Below are 19,320 nucleotides of genomic sequence, written 5' to 3'. Positions count from 1 at the left end.
CATCCTTGAGAAAGGGGATGCTCGCTCTGGGTCGGATTGAAGCAAGGCGACGGTTGTCGCTAAGGGCGGTACTTCCTCACGATGATCGCGGCGTTGGTGCCCCCGAAGCCGAAGGAGTTGCTCATCACGATGTCGATGGGGGTCTTCCGAGCGATATTGGGCACATAATCGAGATCGCACTCCTCATCCCCGCTTTCGAAATTGATGGTCGGGGGAATGATGTCGTGATAGGCGGCCAACGTGGAAAACACGGTTTCGATGCCGCCTGCGGCACCCAGAAGATGGCCGGTCATGGATTTCGTCGAGCTGACGGGTACTGACTTGGCATGCTCTTTGAAAACCGTTTTGATGGCCCGGGTTTCATACAGGTCGTTCAATGGGGTTGAGGTGCCGTGGGCATTGATGTAGTCGATCTGGTCGCAGGAGATACCGGCATCGGCGATGGCGGCTTCCATGCAGCGAACAGCGCCTTCGGCGTCTGGGGGGGGAGACGTCATGTGGTAACCGTCGCCGCTCATACCGTATCCGATGACCTCGCCGTAAATCCTGGCCCCTCTTTCCAGAGCGTGTTCAAGAGCCTCGATAATGAGAATTCCGGCGCCTTCCCCGACCACAAATCCGTCCCGGTCCTTGTCAAAGGGGCGGGATGCCCGCTCGGGATCGTCATTCCTCGTGGACAGGGCCTTCATAGCTCCAAAACCGGCGATGCAGGTCGGTGTGATCACGGATTCCATGCCACCGGTGATCACCGCATCCGAAAATCCCCGTTGAATATTCTTGTAGGCCTCTCCCACGGCATGGGTACCTGCCGCACATGCCGTGGCGATGGACAGATTGGGCCCCTTGGCGCCGAACTGGATGGAAATCATTCCGGCCGCCATGTTGCCGATCATCATGGGGATGAAAAAAGGGCTGACCCGCTTGGGACCCCGTGTGTTGATGATCATCGTGTGCTCTTCCAGCGTCGCCAATCCGCCAAGACCACAACCGGTAATCACGCCGATCCGGGGTCCGTTTTTCGCATCGATGGACAGCCCGGAGTCCTCCATGGCCATGCGAGATGCGGCCAGGGCATAAGAAATGAAGAGTTGGTTGCGTCTGGCGTCCTTCTTGGGGACAAAGTCTTCAGGGTTGAAGCCCTTAACTTCAGCAGCAATTCTGGTGGTATAATCGGACGCATCGAATCGCGTTATTTCACCGATGCCCGATTTCCCGGCGCAGAGCGCCGCCCACGATGCTTCCACACCGATGCCTATCGGTGTCACCAACCCTAGTCCTGTAATAACGACCCGCCTGTTCAAAAGACCCTCCCTTTCCAAAAACAGCGGCAAAGGTTCAGGCTTCAAACACCGGTGTCTTTCCGACGCTTGAAACCCGAACGAATCGACCGTTTATGGGCGATACTGAAATATGATCAGGAATTCTTGGCGATGTAGTCGAATGCGTCCTGAACCTTCACCATTTTTTCGGAATCTTCGTCCGAGATTTCAATGTCGAACTCTTCCTCCATGGACATGATCAACTCCACCAGGTCCAGAGAGTCGGCACCGAGATCGTCCACAAAGGCAGCCTCGGGAATCACTTCGTCGATGTCTACGCTCAGTTTTTCCGCAATAATCTTTTTTACTTTTTCTTGAATCTTATCGATATCGGTCATAACTATAACTCCTGTTATTGTTTGCTTACATATACATTCCGCCGTTCACGTGGAGCACGTGTCCCGTGATATAGGCTGCTTCATCGGATGCCAGAAACTGGACGGCCGCCGCAATTTCACGAGCCGTGCCGGGTCGGCCGAGAGGGATCTGGGCCACCATGGCCTCTCGTTGCGCGTCCGTCATCGCAGCGGTCATGTCGGTTTCGACATAGCCGGGCGCCACCGCGTTTACGGTGATGCCTCGAGATGCCAGCTCCTTTGCCAGGGCTTTGGTCAGACCGATGAGGCCTGCCTTAGCAGCGACATAGTTGGCTTGACCCGGGTTTCCCGATGCGCCGACGACGGAGGAAATATTGATAATTCTGCCGCTTCGTTGTTTGAGCATGGTTTTGGCCGCGATTTTGGAAGCGTGAAACGCTCCCTTGAGATTGACGTCCATGACGGCGTCCCAGTCGGCTGTTTTCATGCGGACGATCAAGCCGTCACGGGTAATGCCCGCGTTATTGACGAGAACGTCGAGTCGGCCGGTTTCTTTGATCACGCCGTCCAGAAATGCTTTGACGTCGCTCTCGGACGATACATCCACCCGGACGCCCTTGCCTCTGCCTCCGGCTTCGGTGATACGGCGTTCCGTCTCTTCGGCGCCGGCCGTATCCGCGGCATAGTTAAAATAGACCCGCGTTCCGGGACCGGCAAAAGCCTCGCATACGGCCCGGCCGATGCCCTTGGAACCGCCGGTGACGACGATGGTCGTATCTTGCTGTTCCGACATGTTTACCTCGCAAACAGGGTATCCGCGACCCGGTCCATATCCCCGATGATGTTGTGGTAACTCTGGGCCAACTTGTTCATGTCCGTCACGGCGATGAAATCTTCGACCGCTTCCGGCGTAAAGGCACCGGTACCCTTCAAAATTCTGAGGCTGTTTTGGGTGATTAACTCCGACACCTCGGCCGCGAAAATTCGAGACATGGCCTTGAAGTGTTCCGCGCGGGAATCGCCGTTATCGGCGAGCCGAACCGTTTTTCGCCCCATGGCGGCGCCGACTTCCACATGCGTCATCATGTCCGCCAGGGCGAACATGACCGTCTGTTGCTTGGTCAGGCGGTTTTCATGAACACGGTTGATCAATGCGTTCAGCACCTGAGCGGATATGCCGTAGAAACGGCAGCCGACATCCCTGACCCTCTCGTCGATCGCCGCCATTTCCGATGCGATGGACTGGTAGAAGGCTCCTTTGGTCTTTCGGGTCGTTTTCCAGCGGAAGGTGCTGATGATGCTCTGCTGGATCTCGCTCGTGCCTTCGTAGATGCTGGTGATCCGGACATCCCGTCTGATCTTTTCCACTTCGTACTCGGCGATGTAGCCGTATCCGCCCAGGGCTTGCATGCAGTTGTCCGCCGCCCGGTTGGCCGCTTCGGTGGTGAACAGTTTCCCAATGGAGCCCTCCACCTGGAGATCCTGCTCACCCGAGTCGAGCCGGCAGGCCGTCTCCTCGATATAGGCGCCCGCCGCCTCGAGACGCACGGCATTGGGAACGATCAGCTTGTGGGTGTATCCTTGCTTTTCAGCGAGGGGCGAGCCGAATTGAACCCTCTCCCTGGCGTAAGGGATAGCGATTTCCATGGCCGCCTGGGCCGCGCCCATGGCCATGGATGCCACCATGAGGCGTGTGTATCCGAAAACCATGTTGGCCTGCTTCAATCCCTGGCCGGGAACACCGCCGATGAGATTCTCCACGGGTACGAAAACGTCCGTGAACGAAAGCGGGGAGGTGTTGGATGCACGGATTCCGTGCTTTTCCTCTCCCTTGCCGGGGGCGTATCCTGGGGTGCCTTTTTCGACGACGAAAAAGCTAGGCCCTTCCGGCGTATTGGCCAGAACGGTGATAAAATCAGCATAGCCGCCCGTGGAGATGAATTGCTTGTTGCCGTTGATGCGATAGCCCGTGATCTCTCCGTTTTCTCCCGTTACCGGCTCGGCCTTGGTTTTGAGGGCGGCAAGATTGCTGCCGGCGTTGGGTTCGGTCACGGCGTAAGCCACCAGGGCGTCGCCCGCGGCGATGGCGCCAAGCCATTTTTCCTTCTGTTCAGGGGTGGCGCCCACCAGGATCGGGTCCGCGCCCAGCTGAATGGCGAAAAACCCCGTGCCGACGCCCAGGCATATCTTGCACATTTCGCTGATGACCACATGGCAGTCCCAGGCGCCGCCGCCCATGCCGCCGTATTCCTCGGGAATAAACAGAAGTTGCAGGCCGATATCCGGACCGAGCATCTCCCGGATTACCGCCTCGGGGAAGATCTCCTTTTTATCGAACTCAAGTATTTTTTCCTTGGTCAGAAGCCGTTTCTTCAGCTGCTGAACGGTTTCCACAATCATCTGGCGGGATTCTTCATCCAAACCGATCAGACCGCCGGCCTCCGGGGTGTTCTCTAAAGACATAGATCCCTTATCCCTTTTTTTAATCCACTTCTTTTTCCAGTACGTTCAGGCTCTTATAAGCGCCACATTCGGGACAGGCATGATGGGGCAGCCTGGCTTCGTTGCATTCGGGGCATGTCGTCAGTTCAGGCCCGCTGATCTTGTCGTGCGTTCTTCGTTTATCCCGTTTTGACTTGGATGTTTTTCGCTTGGGTACAGCCATTAGTAATCTCCTAACTTATTTTAATTATTTTATTATTTTATCTGTCCAACGCCTAATCAGAATCCTGCTTCTAGTAATTGAAATACATGGGATTGTCAAGAATTTTCATGATATTTTTTAGGGTGGACTCTTGTGCTGATGCCGGCGATATGTTATGGAGTCGATCCGGTAAAACTGTGCCGGAGATGTTTTGAAGCCGATCCCGATAATTTGTTGAACTCAACTTTCGACTTTCATAAGCCGGTGCCGGGAGGACACGGCCCACGCCCCGCGCGATTTCGTTCAAGTGCCGCTAAAGCTTGCTCCGGGCGGCCCGGAAACTCGCTTGCGCTCAAACAGTCCGGGCCGCTGATCCTCCGCTGCGCTTAAGCGGCACTAAAACTCACCGCTGAAGGGGCGCGATCCGTATCCTCCCAGCACCTCCTTTCGGTCATCGTCTGAAAGTCGAAAGTTGAATGTTAAATATGTGCGAGTGTTTTTAGAAGGTCCTGAAGCGGCGTTCTGATCGGGACTTTTTTTTGTTGTAAACGGTACATCGGGTCGATCCGACATCGGGAAGACCATCCGGCCGCACCAAGAGAGCCTTTATTACTAATAGCTAATACTAATCCAGGTCTATTAAGTCATTCCAGTCCCCCCCATCGGTGGACAGGCGAGAGGTGAAAGATGAACAAAGAGGTTGTTACGCGATTTCCCCCAAGCCCCACAGGATATCTCCATGTGGGGGGTGCGCGAACAGCGCTTTTCAACTGGCTCTATGCACGTCGAACCGGAGGTCGCTTTATCCTCAGGATCGAAGATACAGACCTTCAGCGGTCGACCCAGGCATCGGTGGATGCCATTTTCGAGGCGCTGAAATGGCTTCAGATCGACTGGGACGAAGGACCCTATTTCCAGTCGGATCGGTTTGACATATATAAGGAATATGTGACGAAGCTTCTTGCCTCAGGGCATGCCTACTACTGCGATTGTCCGCCGGAGAAGGTCGAAGAGATGCGCAAGAGAGGGCTGGCGGCCGGCGGAAAGGCGAAATACGACGGTACCTGCCGGGAAAAAGGGCTGACCGGCGGCGGCAAGACCGTGGTTCGATTCAAGACGCCTTTGACCGGCACGACGATCATCGAAGACAAGGTCAAAGGGAATATCGTTTTTCAGAATGCGGACCTGGACGATTTTATCATTGCTCGGGGCGATGGTACGCCTACCTATAATTTTGTCGTGGTCGTTGACGATATCACCATGGGCATCAATACCATCATTCGGGGGGATGACCATGTCAGCAACACGCCCAAGCAGATTCTCCTGTATAAAGCCCTGGGTGCCGAGCTGCCGGTATTCGCCCATGTGCCGATGGTGTTGGGAAAGGACAAGACCCGACTGAGCAAGCGGCACGGTGCCATGTCGGTAACCGAATATCGCAATATGGGATTTTTGCCGGATGCGCTCATCAACTATCTTGTACGCCTGGGTTGGTCATTCGGGGATCAGGAATTTTTTACCCGGAAAGAACTGTTCGAGAAGTTCAATCTGGAAAACATCGGTAAATCCGCCGGCGTGTTTGATCCGGAAAAGTTGACGGCCCTCAACGCGGACCACATCAAAGCCACGCCGCCTGAGGAACTGGCACCCCATCTGCGGCCTTTCATGGTGGAAAGAGGGATCGCCGCAGATGACGCGCGATATCTCGCCGATGTTATCCGATCCCTGAACGCACGATGCAAAACATTGGTGGAGATGGCCGACGCGGCCATGTTCTATTATCAGGACACCATCGCCTGGGACGAAACGGCGGCAAAGAAATTCTTCAAGACGGAGGCCGTCGCCCCCCTGCAACAACTGATCCGGGAGTTGAAAGCGACTGACGACTTTTCTGAAAAAGCGTTGGAGGGCGCGTTCTTGAAGGTCATGGAAAACACCGGCCTCAAATTAGGGAAGATTGCCCAGCCGGTGCGTCTCGCCCTGACGGGCAGAACAGCCAGCCCCGGCATCTTCGAGGTGATCGGGATTCTGGGAAAAACTGTCGTGATCCAGCGGCTTGAGGCCGCAGTCAGTGCGATCACGGAAAAAAAATGATTTTTTTGCCTTGACTTTTTTCAGATTTTTGTATAGACAAAGCGGGTCTTTTTGATGAGGGATCGTCTAGTGGCAGGACGACGGGTTCTGGCCCCGTTAACCTAGGTTCGAATCCTAGTCCCTCAGCCAAACAAATTCAAAGGGTTACGGAAAATGCGCCGTAGCCCTTTTTCTTTTTCCGGCTATCTGTACCACCACAGTACCACTATTGCGATTTTATCCAAGCGATAGCCTGTTTATAGGAACCCCGTTTTTCGGCAATACCGACTAACGCCGACCATATATGCAGGGCTTGCTGAAAAAATCAGCTTACATTATCGGCGAACGGTGTCGGCGCTGCCGCTCCGATCACTCCCCGTTTCGGGAAATCCGTCATACCCCCCATCTCTCACCGATCAATCGACTAAGCTGGCTCATGACCTATGGCGTCGATTGCGTTCGCATAATTTCGGCTTAAATCGGCAAAGATCGTTTGACTTCGCACGAATAGCCTATGTATATTTAAGGAAGTTTTTAACATGGGAAGGGTGCGTCCAGCACTCTCCCGTTTCGCCTCTGGCGGACGTGGCCGCAAACCAAAACGCCCGTGGAGTTTTGAGCATGAACGAGATGGAAGACCGCTGGTTGTCGATAACCGAGATCTGCAAGTACCTCGGGGTCAGCAATGACACCGTGTACAAGTGGATCGACAGGCATGCCATGCCCGCGCACCGCATGGGTCGCTTGTGGAAGTTCAAGAAAAGCCAGGTGGATGCATGGATCGAATCCGGCGGAGCAGCTAAACTTGGACCGGGGGCGGGAAAACCATGAGCTACAACGAACAGGAAACCCGGTTCTTTCTGATCGATCCCGTATTACGGGATAGGGGGTATAACGATCACCAATGGATCAAGATGGAAACCCCCGCTCCGGTCGAACCGACCGGCCCGAAAGGCCGCCGTCGCAAGGGGTCAGGCCGCACCGATTATCTGCTCTGCGTACAGGTGGGCGACATGCCGAAAGCCTTGCCCGTCGGCGTGCTCGAAGCCAAGAAAGAGACGGAAGACCCCCTCAAGGGCATGCAGCAGGCCAAGGGGTATGCCGATTGCCGGCGCTTCGAGGTGAAATATGTCTTCGCCACCAACGGCCATTTCTACGGCGAATTCGACTACTTCACCAACCTGCAGGGCGGGCCGTTTCCCTTTTCCAATTTTCCGCCGCACCTGGATCTGACCGCTCGCTATGCGAAGAATACCGGTATCGACATCAGCAAGCCCGAGGCGGCCATGCTCTTTCAGGCCGACAGCCCGGCCTGGTCGCTGACCCGCTACTATCAGGACGCCGCCATTCGCGCCGCCTTTGAGAAGATCATCCGCTGCCGCCAACAGGGTGAAACGGCCCGGGTGCTGCTGACGCTTGCCACCGGTTCGGGCAAGACCATCATCGCCACCAACCTGCTCTGGCGGCTGGGGCAGGCCGGGCAACTGCCAAAACCGGCGCTCTTTCTCTGCGACCGCGACGAGCTGCGCGAGCAGGCCTATACCAAGCTCAAGGCCGCCTTCGGCGACAACGTTCGCATCGTCAAGACCGAAAAAGGCGGTAACGCCGCCGCCAACGCCCGCATTCATATCGCCACCTATCAGACCTTGGGTCTGGACGACGAGGACGACGGCTTTGCCAGCTTTTTGTCCCAACATTACGGCGAGGATGCCTTTTCCGTCATCATCATCGACGAGTGCCACCGTTCTGCGTGGGGCAAGTGGTCCGAGGTGCTCAAACGCAACGGAGGCGCCATCCACATCGGCCTGACCGCCACGCCGCGCAAGCTGCAGGAATCAAAACACGCCACCGCCGAGGATCAGGAGATCACCGCCAACAACCACAAGTATTTCGGCGAGCCGGTCTATGAATACACCCTCATTCAGGCCCAGGAGGATGGCTATCTGGCCGCCTGCGAGATCGTCAAGCGCAAGGCCGACATCGACAAGCGTGTCTTTACCAAAGAGGAGATCCTCAAGGCAGCCGTGAAGGATATTCGTACCGGCAAGCCGCTTACCGAGGCTGATCTCACCAAGGACGAATACACCGGCAAGGATTTCGACGACGAGCTGTTCATCGAACTGCGCACCCCCACCATGTGCGAGGATCTGTTTCGGCTGCTCTGCGCCAACGGCGGCCCGGAACAGAAGGTGATCATCTTCTGTAATCGCGAGATCCACGCCGACCGGGTGGCCATGCAGATGAACAACCTCTATGCCCGCTGGTGCAAAGAGCACAACCAGACGCCCAAGGACCACTACGCCTTCAAGTGCATGGGCGGGCCGAACAACGGCGCGGACATGATCGAGCCCATGCGGGGCTCCGGCGAACGCGCCTTTATCGCCTGCACCGTGGACCTGCTGGAGGCGGGGGTCGATATCGAACGCCTCAATGCCGTGGTCTTCTTTCGCTACCTGCAATCACCCATCAAGTTCTACCAGATGGTGGGGCGCGGCACCCGCATCCACGAAGAGACGCAGAAGTACAAGTTCTGGCTCTACGATTACACCGACGTTACCAACCTGTTCGGCACCGATTTCATTACCAAGCCGCCGCGTCCTCGTGGTGGTGGAGATGGGGGGGATGATGGCGGGATTATTGTCGACCCGCCATGGCCGCCGCCCGAACCGCCCAGCGTTGCCGAGATGGGCGGTCATTGGGTGACCGTTACCCCCCAAGGCCGCTTCATCCTCACCAGCAGGGGCGGTCGCGACACGCCGATTCCGGTGGACGAGTACCGCCGCGAGGTAATCCAGCGGGTGGTCTCCGAGGCCCACAACCTCGATGAGTTCCGGCAACTCTGGATCGAGACCCAGAAGCGCCGCAGCCTGATCAATCACCTGTTGGGCGACAACTTCAGCCCCGAGGTGATCCGCGAGATCGACCAGATGACCGACTTCGATCTTTACGACTTCTTCGGCCACCACGGATACAAGGTCCGGGCGCTCAAACGCACTGAGCGGGGCAACCTTTACATCTCCAGCAATGCGGGCTGGTTCGGCGGCATGGACGCCAAGGCCGCCGTCGTACTCAAGGGGCTTGGGCACCAGTTCAGCCAGGGCGGCACAGAGGCCCTGGAGACCCCGGCGTTGTGGGAGGTGCCGGAGATCAAGCTGGCGGGCGGGCTGGCGGCGCTGAAAAAGATCGGCAAGCCGGTGGCGGTGATGCACGAGGCCAAGGGGAGGTTGTTTGGGGTATGAGTTGGATAACTTCACCACTTGGGAAAATCACAACCGTATTGAGCGGGACAACACCCGAATCATCGAACCCAGCCTATTGGAGTGGCAATCTCGTTTGGGTCACGCCAACAGACCTTGGTAAACTCAACGAGCCTGTCATTACAACTTCATCCAGACTGATCACGGCGATGGGTCGAGCAAGTTGTAATCTCCCTTTGGTTCCGCAAGGCGCTGTTGTAATGTCGTCGAGAGCACCTATCGGGCATCTTGGGATAGCTGGCTGTTCTTTACACACGAACCAAGGCTGCAAAAGCTTTGTCTGCTCAAGTGAGATAGACCCTGAGTTTCTGTACTACACCCTCAAACACCGTATGGCCGACATACAAGCATTGGGAAGTGGTGCGACATTTGTAGAGGTCTCCAAATCCACTTTAGAAGCATTTGAAATTAGTTTTCCAAAGCCCATCGAAAAACAACGCCAAATCGCCACCCGCCTGAAAGCCCAACTGGCCGAGGCGGACAAGGCCCGGCAGGCGGCGGAGGCGCAGTTGCGAGAGACAACGAAGCTGGCCGATGCCATCGTCCTCGACAGTATCCAGTATGGCAGAACCACCAGGCACAACCTCGGCGAGGTGCTGGAAGAGGTCAAGCAGGGCATCGGCGACAGCTGGGCGGACTATCCCGTTTTGGGAGCCACCCGCGACGGTCTGGCCCCGGCCAAGGAGCCGCCGGGCAAGAAACCGGAACGCTACAAGCCGGTGTTCCCCGGCACCGTCTTCTACAACCCCATGCGTATTCTGATCGGCTCCATTGCTCTGGTGGATGACGATGACACCCCCGGCATCACCAGCCCGGATTATGTAGCGCTTCAGGGCAAAAAGGGCGTTGTCGATTCCCGCTGGTTCTACTGCTGGTTGCGTTCGCCGCTCGGCGAACAGTGTATTCTATCCCTTGCCCGTGGCGCGGTGCGCGAGCGTATGCTGTTCAACCGCCTGGCCGAGGGTGAAATAGAACTGCCCGATTTCACCATCCAGCAAAAGGCGTCCGCAGCATTGGCCGCTCTAAGGCCGATGCGGCAGGCAATCGAATCCAAACTCAACGACATTAACCTCCTGCCCCAGAAAATTCTGGCGCAGGCCTTCGAGATGTAACCATGGCACGAAAAACAACCAAGAAAAAACAGCCCAAGGCCATCGCCTCCACCCAGTCGCTGTCGGCCTTTGTCAAATCGATCTGCGACATCATGCGCCGCTCTAACTGCGCCAGTGCTCTGCAGTATGTGCCGGAGTTGACCTGGATTCTGTTCCTGCGCATCCTCGATGCCCAGGAGGAGAAGGCCCGAGACAAGGCGGAGGCAGTCGGGGCAACCTTCACCCCGGCCCTCGCCAGCCCCTACCGCTGGCAGGACTGGGCCGCGCCTTTTTCCGAAAAGGACGATCATCTTCAGACCAGCGACGGCAAACCCTATGGCTGGAAGCGGCAGGAACTGTTCGCCGCAGGCGATGGCAGGCTGTTCGACTTCATCAACAAGGAGTTGCTGCCGCATCTGCACGGACTGGATGTTGATGCCCGCACCGGGTTGCCCAACCCCTCGGCCTCGCGCAAGCAGCGCATCATCGGCCGCATCATGACGGCGGTTGAGCGGGTGCGGGTGGATTCGGAAACCAACTTGCGTGACATCCTCGACAAGGTGCACCAGATCCATATCGACCACGTGGACGACACCCACTTTTTCACCCTGTCCCAGGTGTATGAAGACCTGCTGCTGAAAATGGGCGAGAAGAACTCCGACGGCGGCCAGTTCTTCACCCCGCGCGAGGTGATCCGTGCCATGGTGCATACGGTCGATCCCGAACCGGGCAAAACCATCTACGACCCAGGCTGCGGCACCGGCGGCTTCCTGGCCATCGCTTACGAGCACATCTCCCGCAAGTTGGGGCAGAGCGCCGCAAGCCTCGATATCGACACCCTGAAGCACGACACCTTCTTCGGCCGGGAAAAGGAAAACCTGGTTTTCCCGATTGCTCTAGCCAACCTGGTGCTGCACGGCATCGACCAGCCCAACCTCTGGCACGGCAACACTCTGACCGGCCGCGCCACCTACGCCGCGCTGTTTGAGCAGGCCCCGAAATTCTTCGACTACATCCTCACCAACCCGCCCTTTGGCGGCAAGGAGGGCAAGGACGCCCAGAAGCATTTCGACTTTGAGACCAGTTCCACCCAAGTGCTGTTCGTGCAGGATATCCTCAGCGAACTGGCCCCGGATGGCACCTGCGCCATCGTCCTTGATGAGGGGCTGCTGTTTCGCACCAACGAGAGCGCCTTTGTCGAGACCAAGCGTAAGCTGGTGGACGAATGTGACCTGTGGGCCATCGTCAGCCTGCCCGGTGGGGTCTTCTCCACCGCCGGGGCCGGAGTGAAAACCAACCTGCTGTTCTTCACCAAAGGGCGGAAGACCGAAAAAATCTGGTACTACGACCTCTCTGGCGTCAAGGTCGGCAAGAAGACGCCGCTGACCCTGGCTCACTTCGGTTTCGATATGGATGGTTCGGTGCTGGCCGACGCTCAGCTTCCGCCCAAGCTCGTTGCTGACTGGAAAGAGGACGAAGCGAACGCGGGCAAGTCCTTCCCGAGTTACGCCGGCCTGTTGCTAAAGCGCGGCACGCCGCAAGGCGAAAGCCGCTACTCCTGGACCGTCGATTTTGCCGCCCGTCGTGCCAAGGCGCGGGAAGAGATGCAGCCGCTTTTGGATGAGGCAGCCGCCATCAAGGCGGATGTGGTTGACCTGAAGGAACAGCTCAAACGGTTGAAGAAAGAGAAAGCCGATAAAGAAGCGCTGAACGCGGTGGACGGGCAGATCCGCGAAAAGGAAAAGGCCGCTAAAGATATAGAGACCAAGGCAGCCGATATCGACGCCGCCGTGTTTGACCTGAAAGCGGTCAACCCCAACGCCGTCACCAAGGTGGATGACCGCACCCCGCAGCAGATCATCGGCAGTATCGAGCAGCAGGGCCGGATCGTATCCGAGGCGCTGGGCAGGCTGGCAACGCTGTTGACGGCAGAGTGAGGCGGCGATGAACGTACCTTTGCCTTGCCGCGCGATCCTCAGCTTTGTGACTACAGGAAAACAGTCACAGCGGAAGGGAATTACTGAAATTCACCATCACCAACCGCATGACCATCGCAATCATCCGCGTCGAGCGGGCGCAGTCTGCTTGGCATCGTTTTGAACTGGACCACTTCTGCGACAACTTTACGACAGCGAGCTGTGATAGAGCTGTGACAATCCGAATAGTACCGCGGCACGGATCGCGCCATTTCAAGCAGCCAGAGAGGCAACATGAACTATCAACCGCCCTATACCATCACTCCGGAGCTCCTGAAGCGGGGTCGCCGCGATCAGTGAAACCATCGGAAGGCTGACTGTACTCATGGACCGAGCGAGAGCGCTGCAGGCAGGATGATGCGAGGTGGAGGCCTTCAATTATAACGACCGAGAACAAATAGTCCCACTCACGGCTGCTTGAGATTGACCGGAACACCGACAGGTATTATTTGACGTCCCGGATTGAGAATGTGAATGGAGGCCCATCTCTTGACGGTATAGATACGTTCATAGTTGCTCTCGATATTGGGCGGTGATCACCAGCACCGGGATACGCATCGGCCATGTGCAGATTGACACCTTGAAATACAGTTCATGTCCCCTTGGCAACCGCCGATACACATTCCTTGTTCCGCAGCGCAGTCGGCAATGCACTGGCCTGGGTCACGATAAGCGATAGAGTCGCCAACGAAGAACGCGGTTACAACGAAGACCAATACGGCAACAACGAAAATAGCGATTTTTGACATGAGCAATTTCCTTTCGATTATAAGTTAATGTTCATTAACACATAAACTGCCCCGGCTTGTATATAGGTACAAATGCCTATTTTGGGGATATTTTTTTGACCCCATGTCCTCAATCGGTCTATATTGTTGATTCACTAAGGATGTAGACGCCCCTCCCTGGTTCAGCCTTTTTATGGACCCCAGAAATTAACCAGTAGACCTCTGATCCTCAGTTCTCTGACACGGGAACGCGGGCGTAGTGGCCCATATCAGGAACCCATTGTCGATCCGAAAAAAGGGGTATAGGAGGTCCGAATTCACTGCCAGGGCATCTCCGGAGATTTTCTAAAATCTCAAAGCAGGCCCCTACGCGCGTATCGATGTGGAAACCAACCTATACCAGCTCTTTTTCTTCCCTTTTTATGTGTCAGTTATGTCGGTTTTCGCCGTCCTGATGAACCCTGATGCCGCCGATGATACGTTCGGCAAGGCCCCTATTAGCCAGGCGATTGAAGGCCCTCGACACCGCCACGGTGCCGGAGAAATACCGGCGCCCGATCTCCCGGCGGTTGAAGTGGGTGCCGGCGAAGCGCCCCCTCCTGGCAAGGGGAAACCCGTAGACGTCCACCAGGACCTCGAAGGCGTAGACGGTGCCGCTGTCGGCTTGGTCGGCAAGATCGAGAATCCGCTGTTGAAGCGGTGACAACCCTCGGCCCATATTAATTCACCTCGTTTCTGTCGAAATCAAAGCTTAACACCTGTTAACATGTCTCATTCAGGCATCATGGCGCTGTAACGCGCAAGTTCAAGGAAGCCGCTCCGCGGCAGTAGCAGTTGACGTCGTTGAGCTTTTGATATCACCCACTCCGTCTCCATCCCGCCAACATGCTTCAATAAAATAGATATGATACCTCTCCTTAGGGAACCTTATCAACCTCAAACAAAGGAGAGGTATCATGACAAAACCCAAAACACTTCAGACCCCTTGGTATGACGAAGCCATCAAGGCCTTTCAATTGGCCGGCATGAGCGAAAGCACCCAGCAGACCTATGCCCGAGCTGTACGCAAGCTCATTGAATTTTACAACAAAGAGCCCCAAAAAATAACAGAGGACGAGTTAAAAAAATATTTCCTGCACCTCCGAAACGAGGCCAATTGGGCGCCGTCAACCATGAAAATCTGCTTCTGTGCCCTGAAGTTTTTCTTCATCAATGTGCTTCAGCGAAAATGGCCGCTGTTTGAATACCTCAAGGCACAAAAAGAAAACCGCCTTCCGAGCGTGCTCAGCCCTGACGAGGTTCGGAAGATCCTGAGCCGTGTCCGTACGTTCCACAACTACACATTCCTGGTCACCGTTTACACCTGCGGGCTTCGGCTCAAGGAGGCTCTTTACCTGCAAGTATCCGACATTGATGGAAAACGCATGATGATTCATATTCACCGAGGCAAAGGATCCAAAGACCGATACGTGCCCTTGCCCGAGGAAACCTACCACTTGCTCCGTCGATACTGGCTGGTCCATCGAAATCCCGTTCTGATCTTCCCGGCTCTGGGCAGGAGCGGAAAGAGCGCTTCCACGTCCGAAACCCCGATGTCCATTGACAGCGTTCAGGGCGCCTTTCGGGCTGCAAGAGAGCAGGCCGGCATTATTAAACGACACGTTTCCATTCATACCCTTCGCCACTCCTATGCAACCTATTTGCTGGAGCAGGGCGTGAACATTCGGGTCATCCAGCGCTACCTGGGACATGCCAGGCTCGAAACCACTATGGTCTATCTGCATCTCACCCAAAAAGGACAGGAGGATGCCTATCAGATCATCAACCAGAGCATGAGGGGTTTCGAAAATGGTCGCCATTCAAAACATCTTTCGCGAGCATGCGCCGGCATATCTTGAAAAATACGGTGACCGGATGCCCCGGAACCACCGGAGCGTCATCGATGCCATCCTGTCATGCCGAACACCGGCATGCGGTATGACCGTATACGAATGCGCCGGATGTGGAAAACACCACCATATTTTTCGCTCCTGCGGCAACCGCCACTGCCCGGCATGCCAGAATCAAAAGGCACTGGACTGGATGGATCGCCAGTTGGACCGACAGGTGCCGGGGCCATATTTCATGATCACCTTCACCGTCCCGAAGGAGATTCGTCGCTTTTTCAGAAGCCGGCAGAGCATTGCCTATGACGCCCTTTTCAAGGCGTCTTCGGCGGCCATGAAAAAGTTGGTCAGGGATGGAAAGTTCATCGGCGGAGATGTCCCCGGCTTCTTCGGCGTGCTCCACACCTGGGGCCGAACCTTGAACTACCATCCACATATCCATTATGTGGTTGCCGGCGGGGCATGGTCAAAAGACGACAACGCATGGCATCCGTCCAGGCCGGACTTCTATGTTCCCAACAAAGCGCTGTCCCGGATCTGTCGGGCGAAATTCAGGGACCTGATGCGTGACGCCGGCATGAGCCGCCTTATCGACCCAGGTATTTTCCGGGAAGGCTGGAATGTGAACATCCAGCCGGTCGGGGCGGCCGAGCAGAGCATCCGCTATCTGTCGCACTATGTATTCAAGGTGGCGATCTCCGATCATCGGATCGTCGATGCAGCCGACGGCACGGTCACGTTTTCGTATAAAAAGCCGAAGAGCCGTCGCACCCGCTACATGGAGCTCGATGCCCAGGATTTTATGAGCCGGTTTTTGCAGCATTCCCTGCCGCCCGGATTCATGAAGGTGCGCTACTATGGGTTCATGCACTCCTGCAGCGGCGTTCCGCTTGAAAACGTCCGGGCATCCATCGAGATGATGCACGCCTTTGAGCTGGTGGTTCCGGAAACGCCCAGGGATACCCGTGAAAAGAGCGGGCCGACCTGCCCGGATTGCGGAGGCGAGCTGAAATATTGCTATTCGGTGCTGCCGCACCAGGTGCCGGAATATCGCGGACCCGGGTAGCTTCAGCGACCCGTAAAAATGGTTTTCAAAGAGCGAGCCTTGAACCGCAAAACCGAATCGTTGGCGCGGCCAGGCCGGCTGCGGCCTTTACTCGGAATATCAGCAAAATAGACGGCTATTCATAGCGACTTTAAACGGCATCATCACTGTCTTCGGCAAAGTTTTCGCGTCGAGGCAGTGATGGCTCCTCCAAAACGCTTCGACATATCTGTAAGATCAGCAATCTGTTCAAAGCAATCCCCTTATAATTGGCTCCTTTAAAACCGGGCTTCATGAACTCAGGTTTGATTCTGACCGGGAAGGACGTTCGGCTTTTCATGGGTTATTTCTTGCTGCCCGGTCAGATCAAACCTTATGGGTTGGGTAGGTAGTATGGGACCCATTCCCCGCCCTGAAAAAAGGGGTATACCCCCCCACGCGCCTCACACCACACCAGTACCCTGCTTATGTTAACGACTTTTCCCTGTTGCCGATCACTCCTATGGGCTTGAGGGAGAGCGTCCAAATTTAAGCGCTACTTGTTGGTTGGCAGATAGAGATTATTGCAAGAGTAAGGCGACCCATACCCTACCCTTGCCCAGAATAGTTCGCGTCTGAACTATGGCTTTCGCTTAGCTCTTGGCCGCTTTTCAATGCTAAACGGGAACGAGACCGGCTCTATAATAAAAGTTAAACCCTATAACTTTTCTCTTATATAAAATAAGAGTATTTTTTTTATAGAGTAAATAGTGAAATCTTGTATAGATTCACTTTTCTTTAAGAGGGATTTTAGATACTTACAAAGATTCACCTGGGGTGAAACTTGGGTGAATCCGTATGTGTAAAAGTGAATCCCGGATTCAGGATTCACTTTTGCCTTTAAGGGCTTTTCAGGGTTTCAAAGTTTCACCGGGATTCACCCCAGATTCACCCCCTATGAAACCATGTAACTATCTGTTTTTGCTATGAAATATTGGTGATTTTTTGAGCGGATTCGCTTTTGAGCTTTTTTTGTTTCACTTTTGAATCCGGCTTGAATCTGTTTTTAATTTGGTTTGAAACTGCCTTGAGAGGGATAAAAAAAGAGGGAAAACTTGAGAGGATTTTGGGTCAGTATATCCCCCGTGAACTTTTTGTCAACACAAAATAAACAATTATTAATGCTGATATGGGATAAAGAGTAAAAACCAGGGTGAATCTGTCAGGCGGTGAATCCCTCCAAAAGTGAATCTATTCTACCACGCATCGGGAGTTCTTTCACTACAAACACCGCCTGTAGTGGGAACAAAAAGCTCCGTCTCAGCTCCCTATCGATCCGCCTTTTAGACGCATTGAATTGTTTCTTTACATCGTCGGGCATTGTGCGCCATAGCTCGGCCAGAACATCGGCCTCCCGCTCCAGGCAGTTCACCAACTCTTTCTTCCGGTGGACCCATTCGGCAACTACAATGGTATGCCATCGAAAATCCCACAAGTCGCGGCGAAAACGTTGAATATCCCCCCTGGTGATGCCCTGCTTCCGGGTTTTGCGTTTAGTGGTCATGTTTTGCGCCTCCGTAAATCCACATGAGTTCCGGGTCAAGCCCGTGTTTGGTTCGTTGTCTCTCAAGCGCATCAAGATCCGGATGCGCCTCACCATGCCCAAGACCGTAAATCATGGGACATCGGTCGAGTTCGGCTATCGGTCCCCAATTCGATTTGTAAAAGCATTGACCGCCCCGAAGGTGGTAACATCGGAATTCCGGGTTTCCGCATGGCAGGGAAGGACCCTTGTCTTCCTTGATCTCCCCGGCATCGTCATTCTGGATAGGCTCTCTCGCTTCCTGATGTGCCTCTGACGCGACACTCTCTTTCAGTCTCGCCTCAATCCATGCGCGGATATCTCCCCCGGCCTGGTGGTACTCTCCGGGGTCTTTCCCTTCCGGCACCGGCCAGTATTCGCCCGGCAACCTATCGGTTGCCCTCCAGCCGGCGGCGTCATGGTCGAGGCATAGCAGGACCCTTTTCCCTGCCATGACCTGCAACATTTGCACCGTCGGCCTCGCTGTCGTGCTTCCCAGGCCCAGGACGTTGACAAGATCTCCGGCTTCTTGGTGGATGAGGTAGGCATCAAGCTCCGATTCAACCACGGCCCAGGCTTCCGCCCCATCTCTGCCCGGCAGGAGAAGAGGATCAGGCCCACTTCCGGGGATCTCGGCATATTTAATTCCCTTGCCGTTGGTCCATTCTTTCGATCTTTCGAACTCATCCGGAGGTAACCGAATCCTGAGACGATGAATCAGGCCGTCATCGAGGACGTTGGGGATAACAATCCCGCGCGGTATCCAGACCCGCTTCGGCCCTCCGGTTCGTGGGTTCGTCTCGTTTGGAAGCCCCCAGGCGGCCCGGTCCATGTGCGCCGATGTTGGGTTATAGCCAAGCATGGATATGGTTTCGTCGTTTAGCCCTCGCCCCTTGAGGTAGTTTTTTGCCGGTTCGTACCATTGCAGGGATAGGCGGGTTTCTTCAAGCAAGGCCCAGGTCGCTGTCTGCCATTCAACGGATAACCAACCTGGTTCTTCCTGCCGGGCAGGGGAACGGGCGTTCTTCGGTTCAACCCCGATAGCGGCACATGCTTCGCGGTATGTCATGCCTTCCCGCTCTCGCAGATATTGGATAGCATCACCCCCCGCCCTGCATTGCCTGCACCAATATCGACCCTTCTCCGGCCATACCCTGAAGCGATCTTCTCCCCCGCAAAAGGGACAAGGCCCGGCCAACTCTCCGCCGTTGGTCCCGGCTTCGCGTTTCAGGGTGAAGCCGTCTCTTTGGATGATGCTCTGAAGGTCCATTTTCATTCCTGTCTTAGAAAACAAGTCAACAACGTCAACATGTCAACGGAACCAGCATTTTCAGGGCTTCCGAGCGTTGACGTTGTTTTTTGTATGTCAACAACGTCAACTTTTTCCGTTGACATGTTGACGTTGCCTTTTCCATGTCAACAT

15 protein-coding genes and 1 tRNA gene are annotated in these 19,320 nt (G+C 55.3%); 8 read left to right on the top strand and 8 right to left on the bottom strand.

Features of this window, described 5'->3' with window-relative positions; translation table 11 throughout:
• Positions 1–59: 59 nt before the first annotated feature.
• The 5 genes from fabF to rpmF form a co-directional block, all read right to left on the bottom strand.
• Entirely contained in the window at positions 60–1,301 is a 1,242-nt protein-coding gene (gene fabF / locus dmul_RS13805) for a beta-ketoacyl-ACP synthase II (RefSeq protein ID WP_040414998.1), read from the bottom strand.
• A gap of 113 nt (positions 1,302–1,414) precedes the next feature.
• Positions 1,415–1,657: an acyl carrier protein gene (acpP, locus tag dmul_RS13800; protein WP_020876647.1), complete on the bottom strand. Its 243-nt coding sequence runs from the start codon at positions 1,655–1,657 to the stop codon at positions 1,415–1,417.
• Between the two features lie 25 nt (positions 1,658–1,682).
• Positions 1,683–2,429, bottom strand: coding sequence for a 3-oxoacyl-[acyl-carrier-protein] reductase (gene fabG, locus dmul_RS13795; RefSeq protein ID WP_020876648.1), 747 nt, complete (start codon positions 2,427–2,429; stop codon positions 1,683–1,685).
• A gap of 2 nt (positions 2,430–2,431) precedes the next feature.
• Positions 2,432–4,099, bottom strand: a complete 1,668-nt coding sequence (locus tag dmul_RS13790; protein ID WP_020876649.1) for an acyl-CoA dehydrogenase family protein — start codon at positions 4,097–4,099, stop codon at positions 2,432–2,434.
• Positions 4,100–4,118: 19 nt separating this feature from the next.
• On the bottom strand, positions 4,119–4,301 hold the full coding sequence (gene rpmF / locus dmul_RS13785; protein ID WP_020876650.1) for a 50S ribosomal protein L32: 183 nt from the start codon (positions 4,299–4,301) through the stop codon (positions 4,119–4,121).
• 666 nt (positions 4,302–4,967) lie between these two features.
• On the opposite strand from rpmF, the gene gltX reads away from it, so the two are divergent.
• The 6 genes from gltX to dmul_RS13755 all read left to right on the top strand — a co-directional run bounded on the left by gltX (position 4,968) and on the right by dmul_RS13755 (position 12,638).
• Positions 4,968–6,374 (top strand): glutamate--tRNA ligase, encoded by a 1,407-nt coding sequence (gltX, locus tag dmul_RS13780; RefSeq protein WP_020875512.1) that lies wholly within the window; start codon positions 4,968–4,970, stop codon positions 6,372–6,374.
• Positions 6,375–6,429: 55 nt separating this feature from the next.
• Positions 6,430–6,503 (top strand) — tRNA-Gln (locus dmul_RS13775).
• 471 nt (positions 6,504–6,974) lie between these two features.
• Complete coding sequence (locus dmul_RS13770; protein ID WP_020875513.1) at positions 6,975–7,184, top strand: helix-turn-helix domain-containing protein; 210 nt, start codon at positions 6,975–6,977, stop codon at positions 7,182–7,184.
• The gene (locus dmul_RS13765) at positions 7,181–9,592 is read left to right on the top strand and encodes a DEAD/DEAH box helicase family protein (RefSeq protein WP_020875514.1); all 2,412 of its coding nucleotides are present in this window, start codon (positions 7,181–7,183) and stop codon (positions 9,590–9,592) included. The genes dmul_RS13770 and dmul_RS13765 overlap by 4 nt, the downstream gene beginning before the upstream one ends.
• Positions 9,589–10,722, top strand: a complete 1,134-nt coding sequence (locus tag dmul_RS13760) for a restriction endonuclease subunit S (protein ID WP_078081295.1) — start codon at positions 9,589–9,591, stop codon at positions 10,720–10,722. The genes dmul_RS13765 and dmul_RS13760 overlap by 4 nt, the downstream gene beginning before the upstream one ends.
• 2 nt (positions 10,723–10,724) lie before the next feature.
• A complete protein-coding gene (locus tag dmul_RS13755; protein WP_020875516.1) occupies positions 10,725–12,638 on the top strand; it encodes an N-6 DNA methylase in 1,914 nt (637 codons plus the stop codon).
• Positions 12,639–13,832: 1,194 nt separating this feature from the next.
• Here dmul_RS13755 and dmul_RS13750 read toward each other — a convergent pair.
• Positions 13,833–14,123 carry a hypothetical protein gene (locus dmul_RS13750; protein ID WP_020875517.1) on the bottom strand — a complete coding sequence of 97 codons (291 nt, stop codon included), beginning with the start codon at positions 14,121–14,123 and terminating at the stop codon, positions 13,833–13,835.
• 238 nt (positions 14,124–14,361) lie between these two features.
• Here dmul_RS13750 and dmul_RS13745 point away from each other — a divergent pair, with 238 nt between their 5' ends.
• On the top strand, positions 14,362–15,303 hold the full coding sequence (locus tag dmul_RS13745) for a site-specific integrase (RefSeq protein ID WP_020875449.1): 942 nt from the start codon (positions 14,362–14,364) through the stop codon (positions 15,301–15,303).
• Positions 15,254–16,357, top strand: coding sequence for an IS91 family transposase (locus dmul_RS13740; protein WP_020875448.1), 1,104 nt, complete (start codon positions 15,254–15,256; stop codon positions 16,355–16,357). Before dmul_RS13745 ends, dmul_RS13740 begins: the two co-directional genes overlap by 50 nt.
• 1,180 nt (positions 16,358–17,537) lie before the next feature.
• Here the strand turns inward: dmul_RS13740 and dmul_RS13730 are convergent.
• Together dmul_RS13730 and dmul_RS13725 are read right to left on the bottom strand one after the other, a co-directional pair.
• Positions 17,538–17,879 (bottom strand): hypothetical protein, encoded by a 342-nt coding sequence (locus dmul_RS13730; RefSeq protein ID WP_020875447.1) that lies wholly within the window; start codon positions 17,877–17,879, stop codon positions 17,538–17,540.
• A complete protein-coding gene (locus dmul_RS13725) occupies positions 17,869–19,167 on the bottom strand; it encodes a CHC2 zinc finger domain-containing protein (RefSeq protein WP_020875446.1) in 1,299 nt (432 codons plus the stop codon). Before dmul_RS13725 ends, dmul_RS13730 begins: the two co-directional genes overlap by 11 nt.
• Positions 19,168–19,320 lie beyond the last annotated feature (153 nt).

The organism is Desulfococcus multivorans (assembly GCF_001854245.1).
Classification (GTDB): domain Bacteria; phylum Desulfobacterota; class Desulfobacteria; order Desulfobacterales; family Desulfococcaceae; genus Desulfococcus; species Desulfococcus multivorans.
This window is presented reverse-complemented; position numbering and strand designations above follow the sequence as displayed.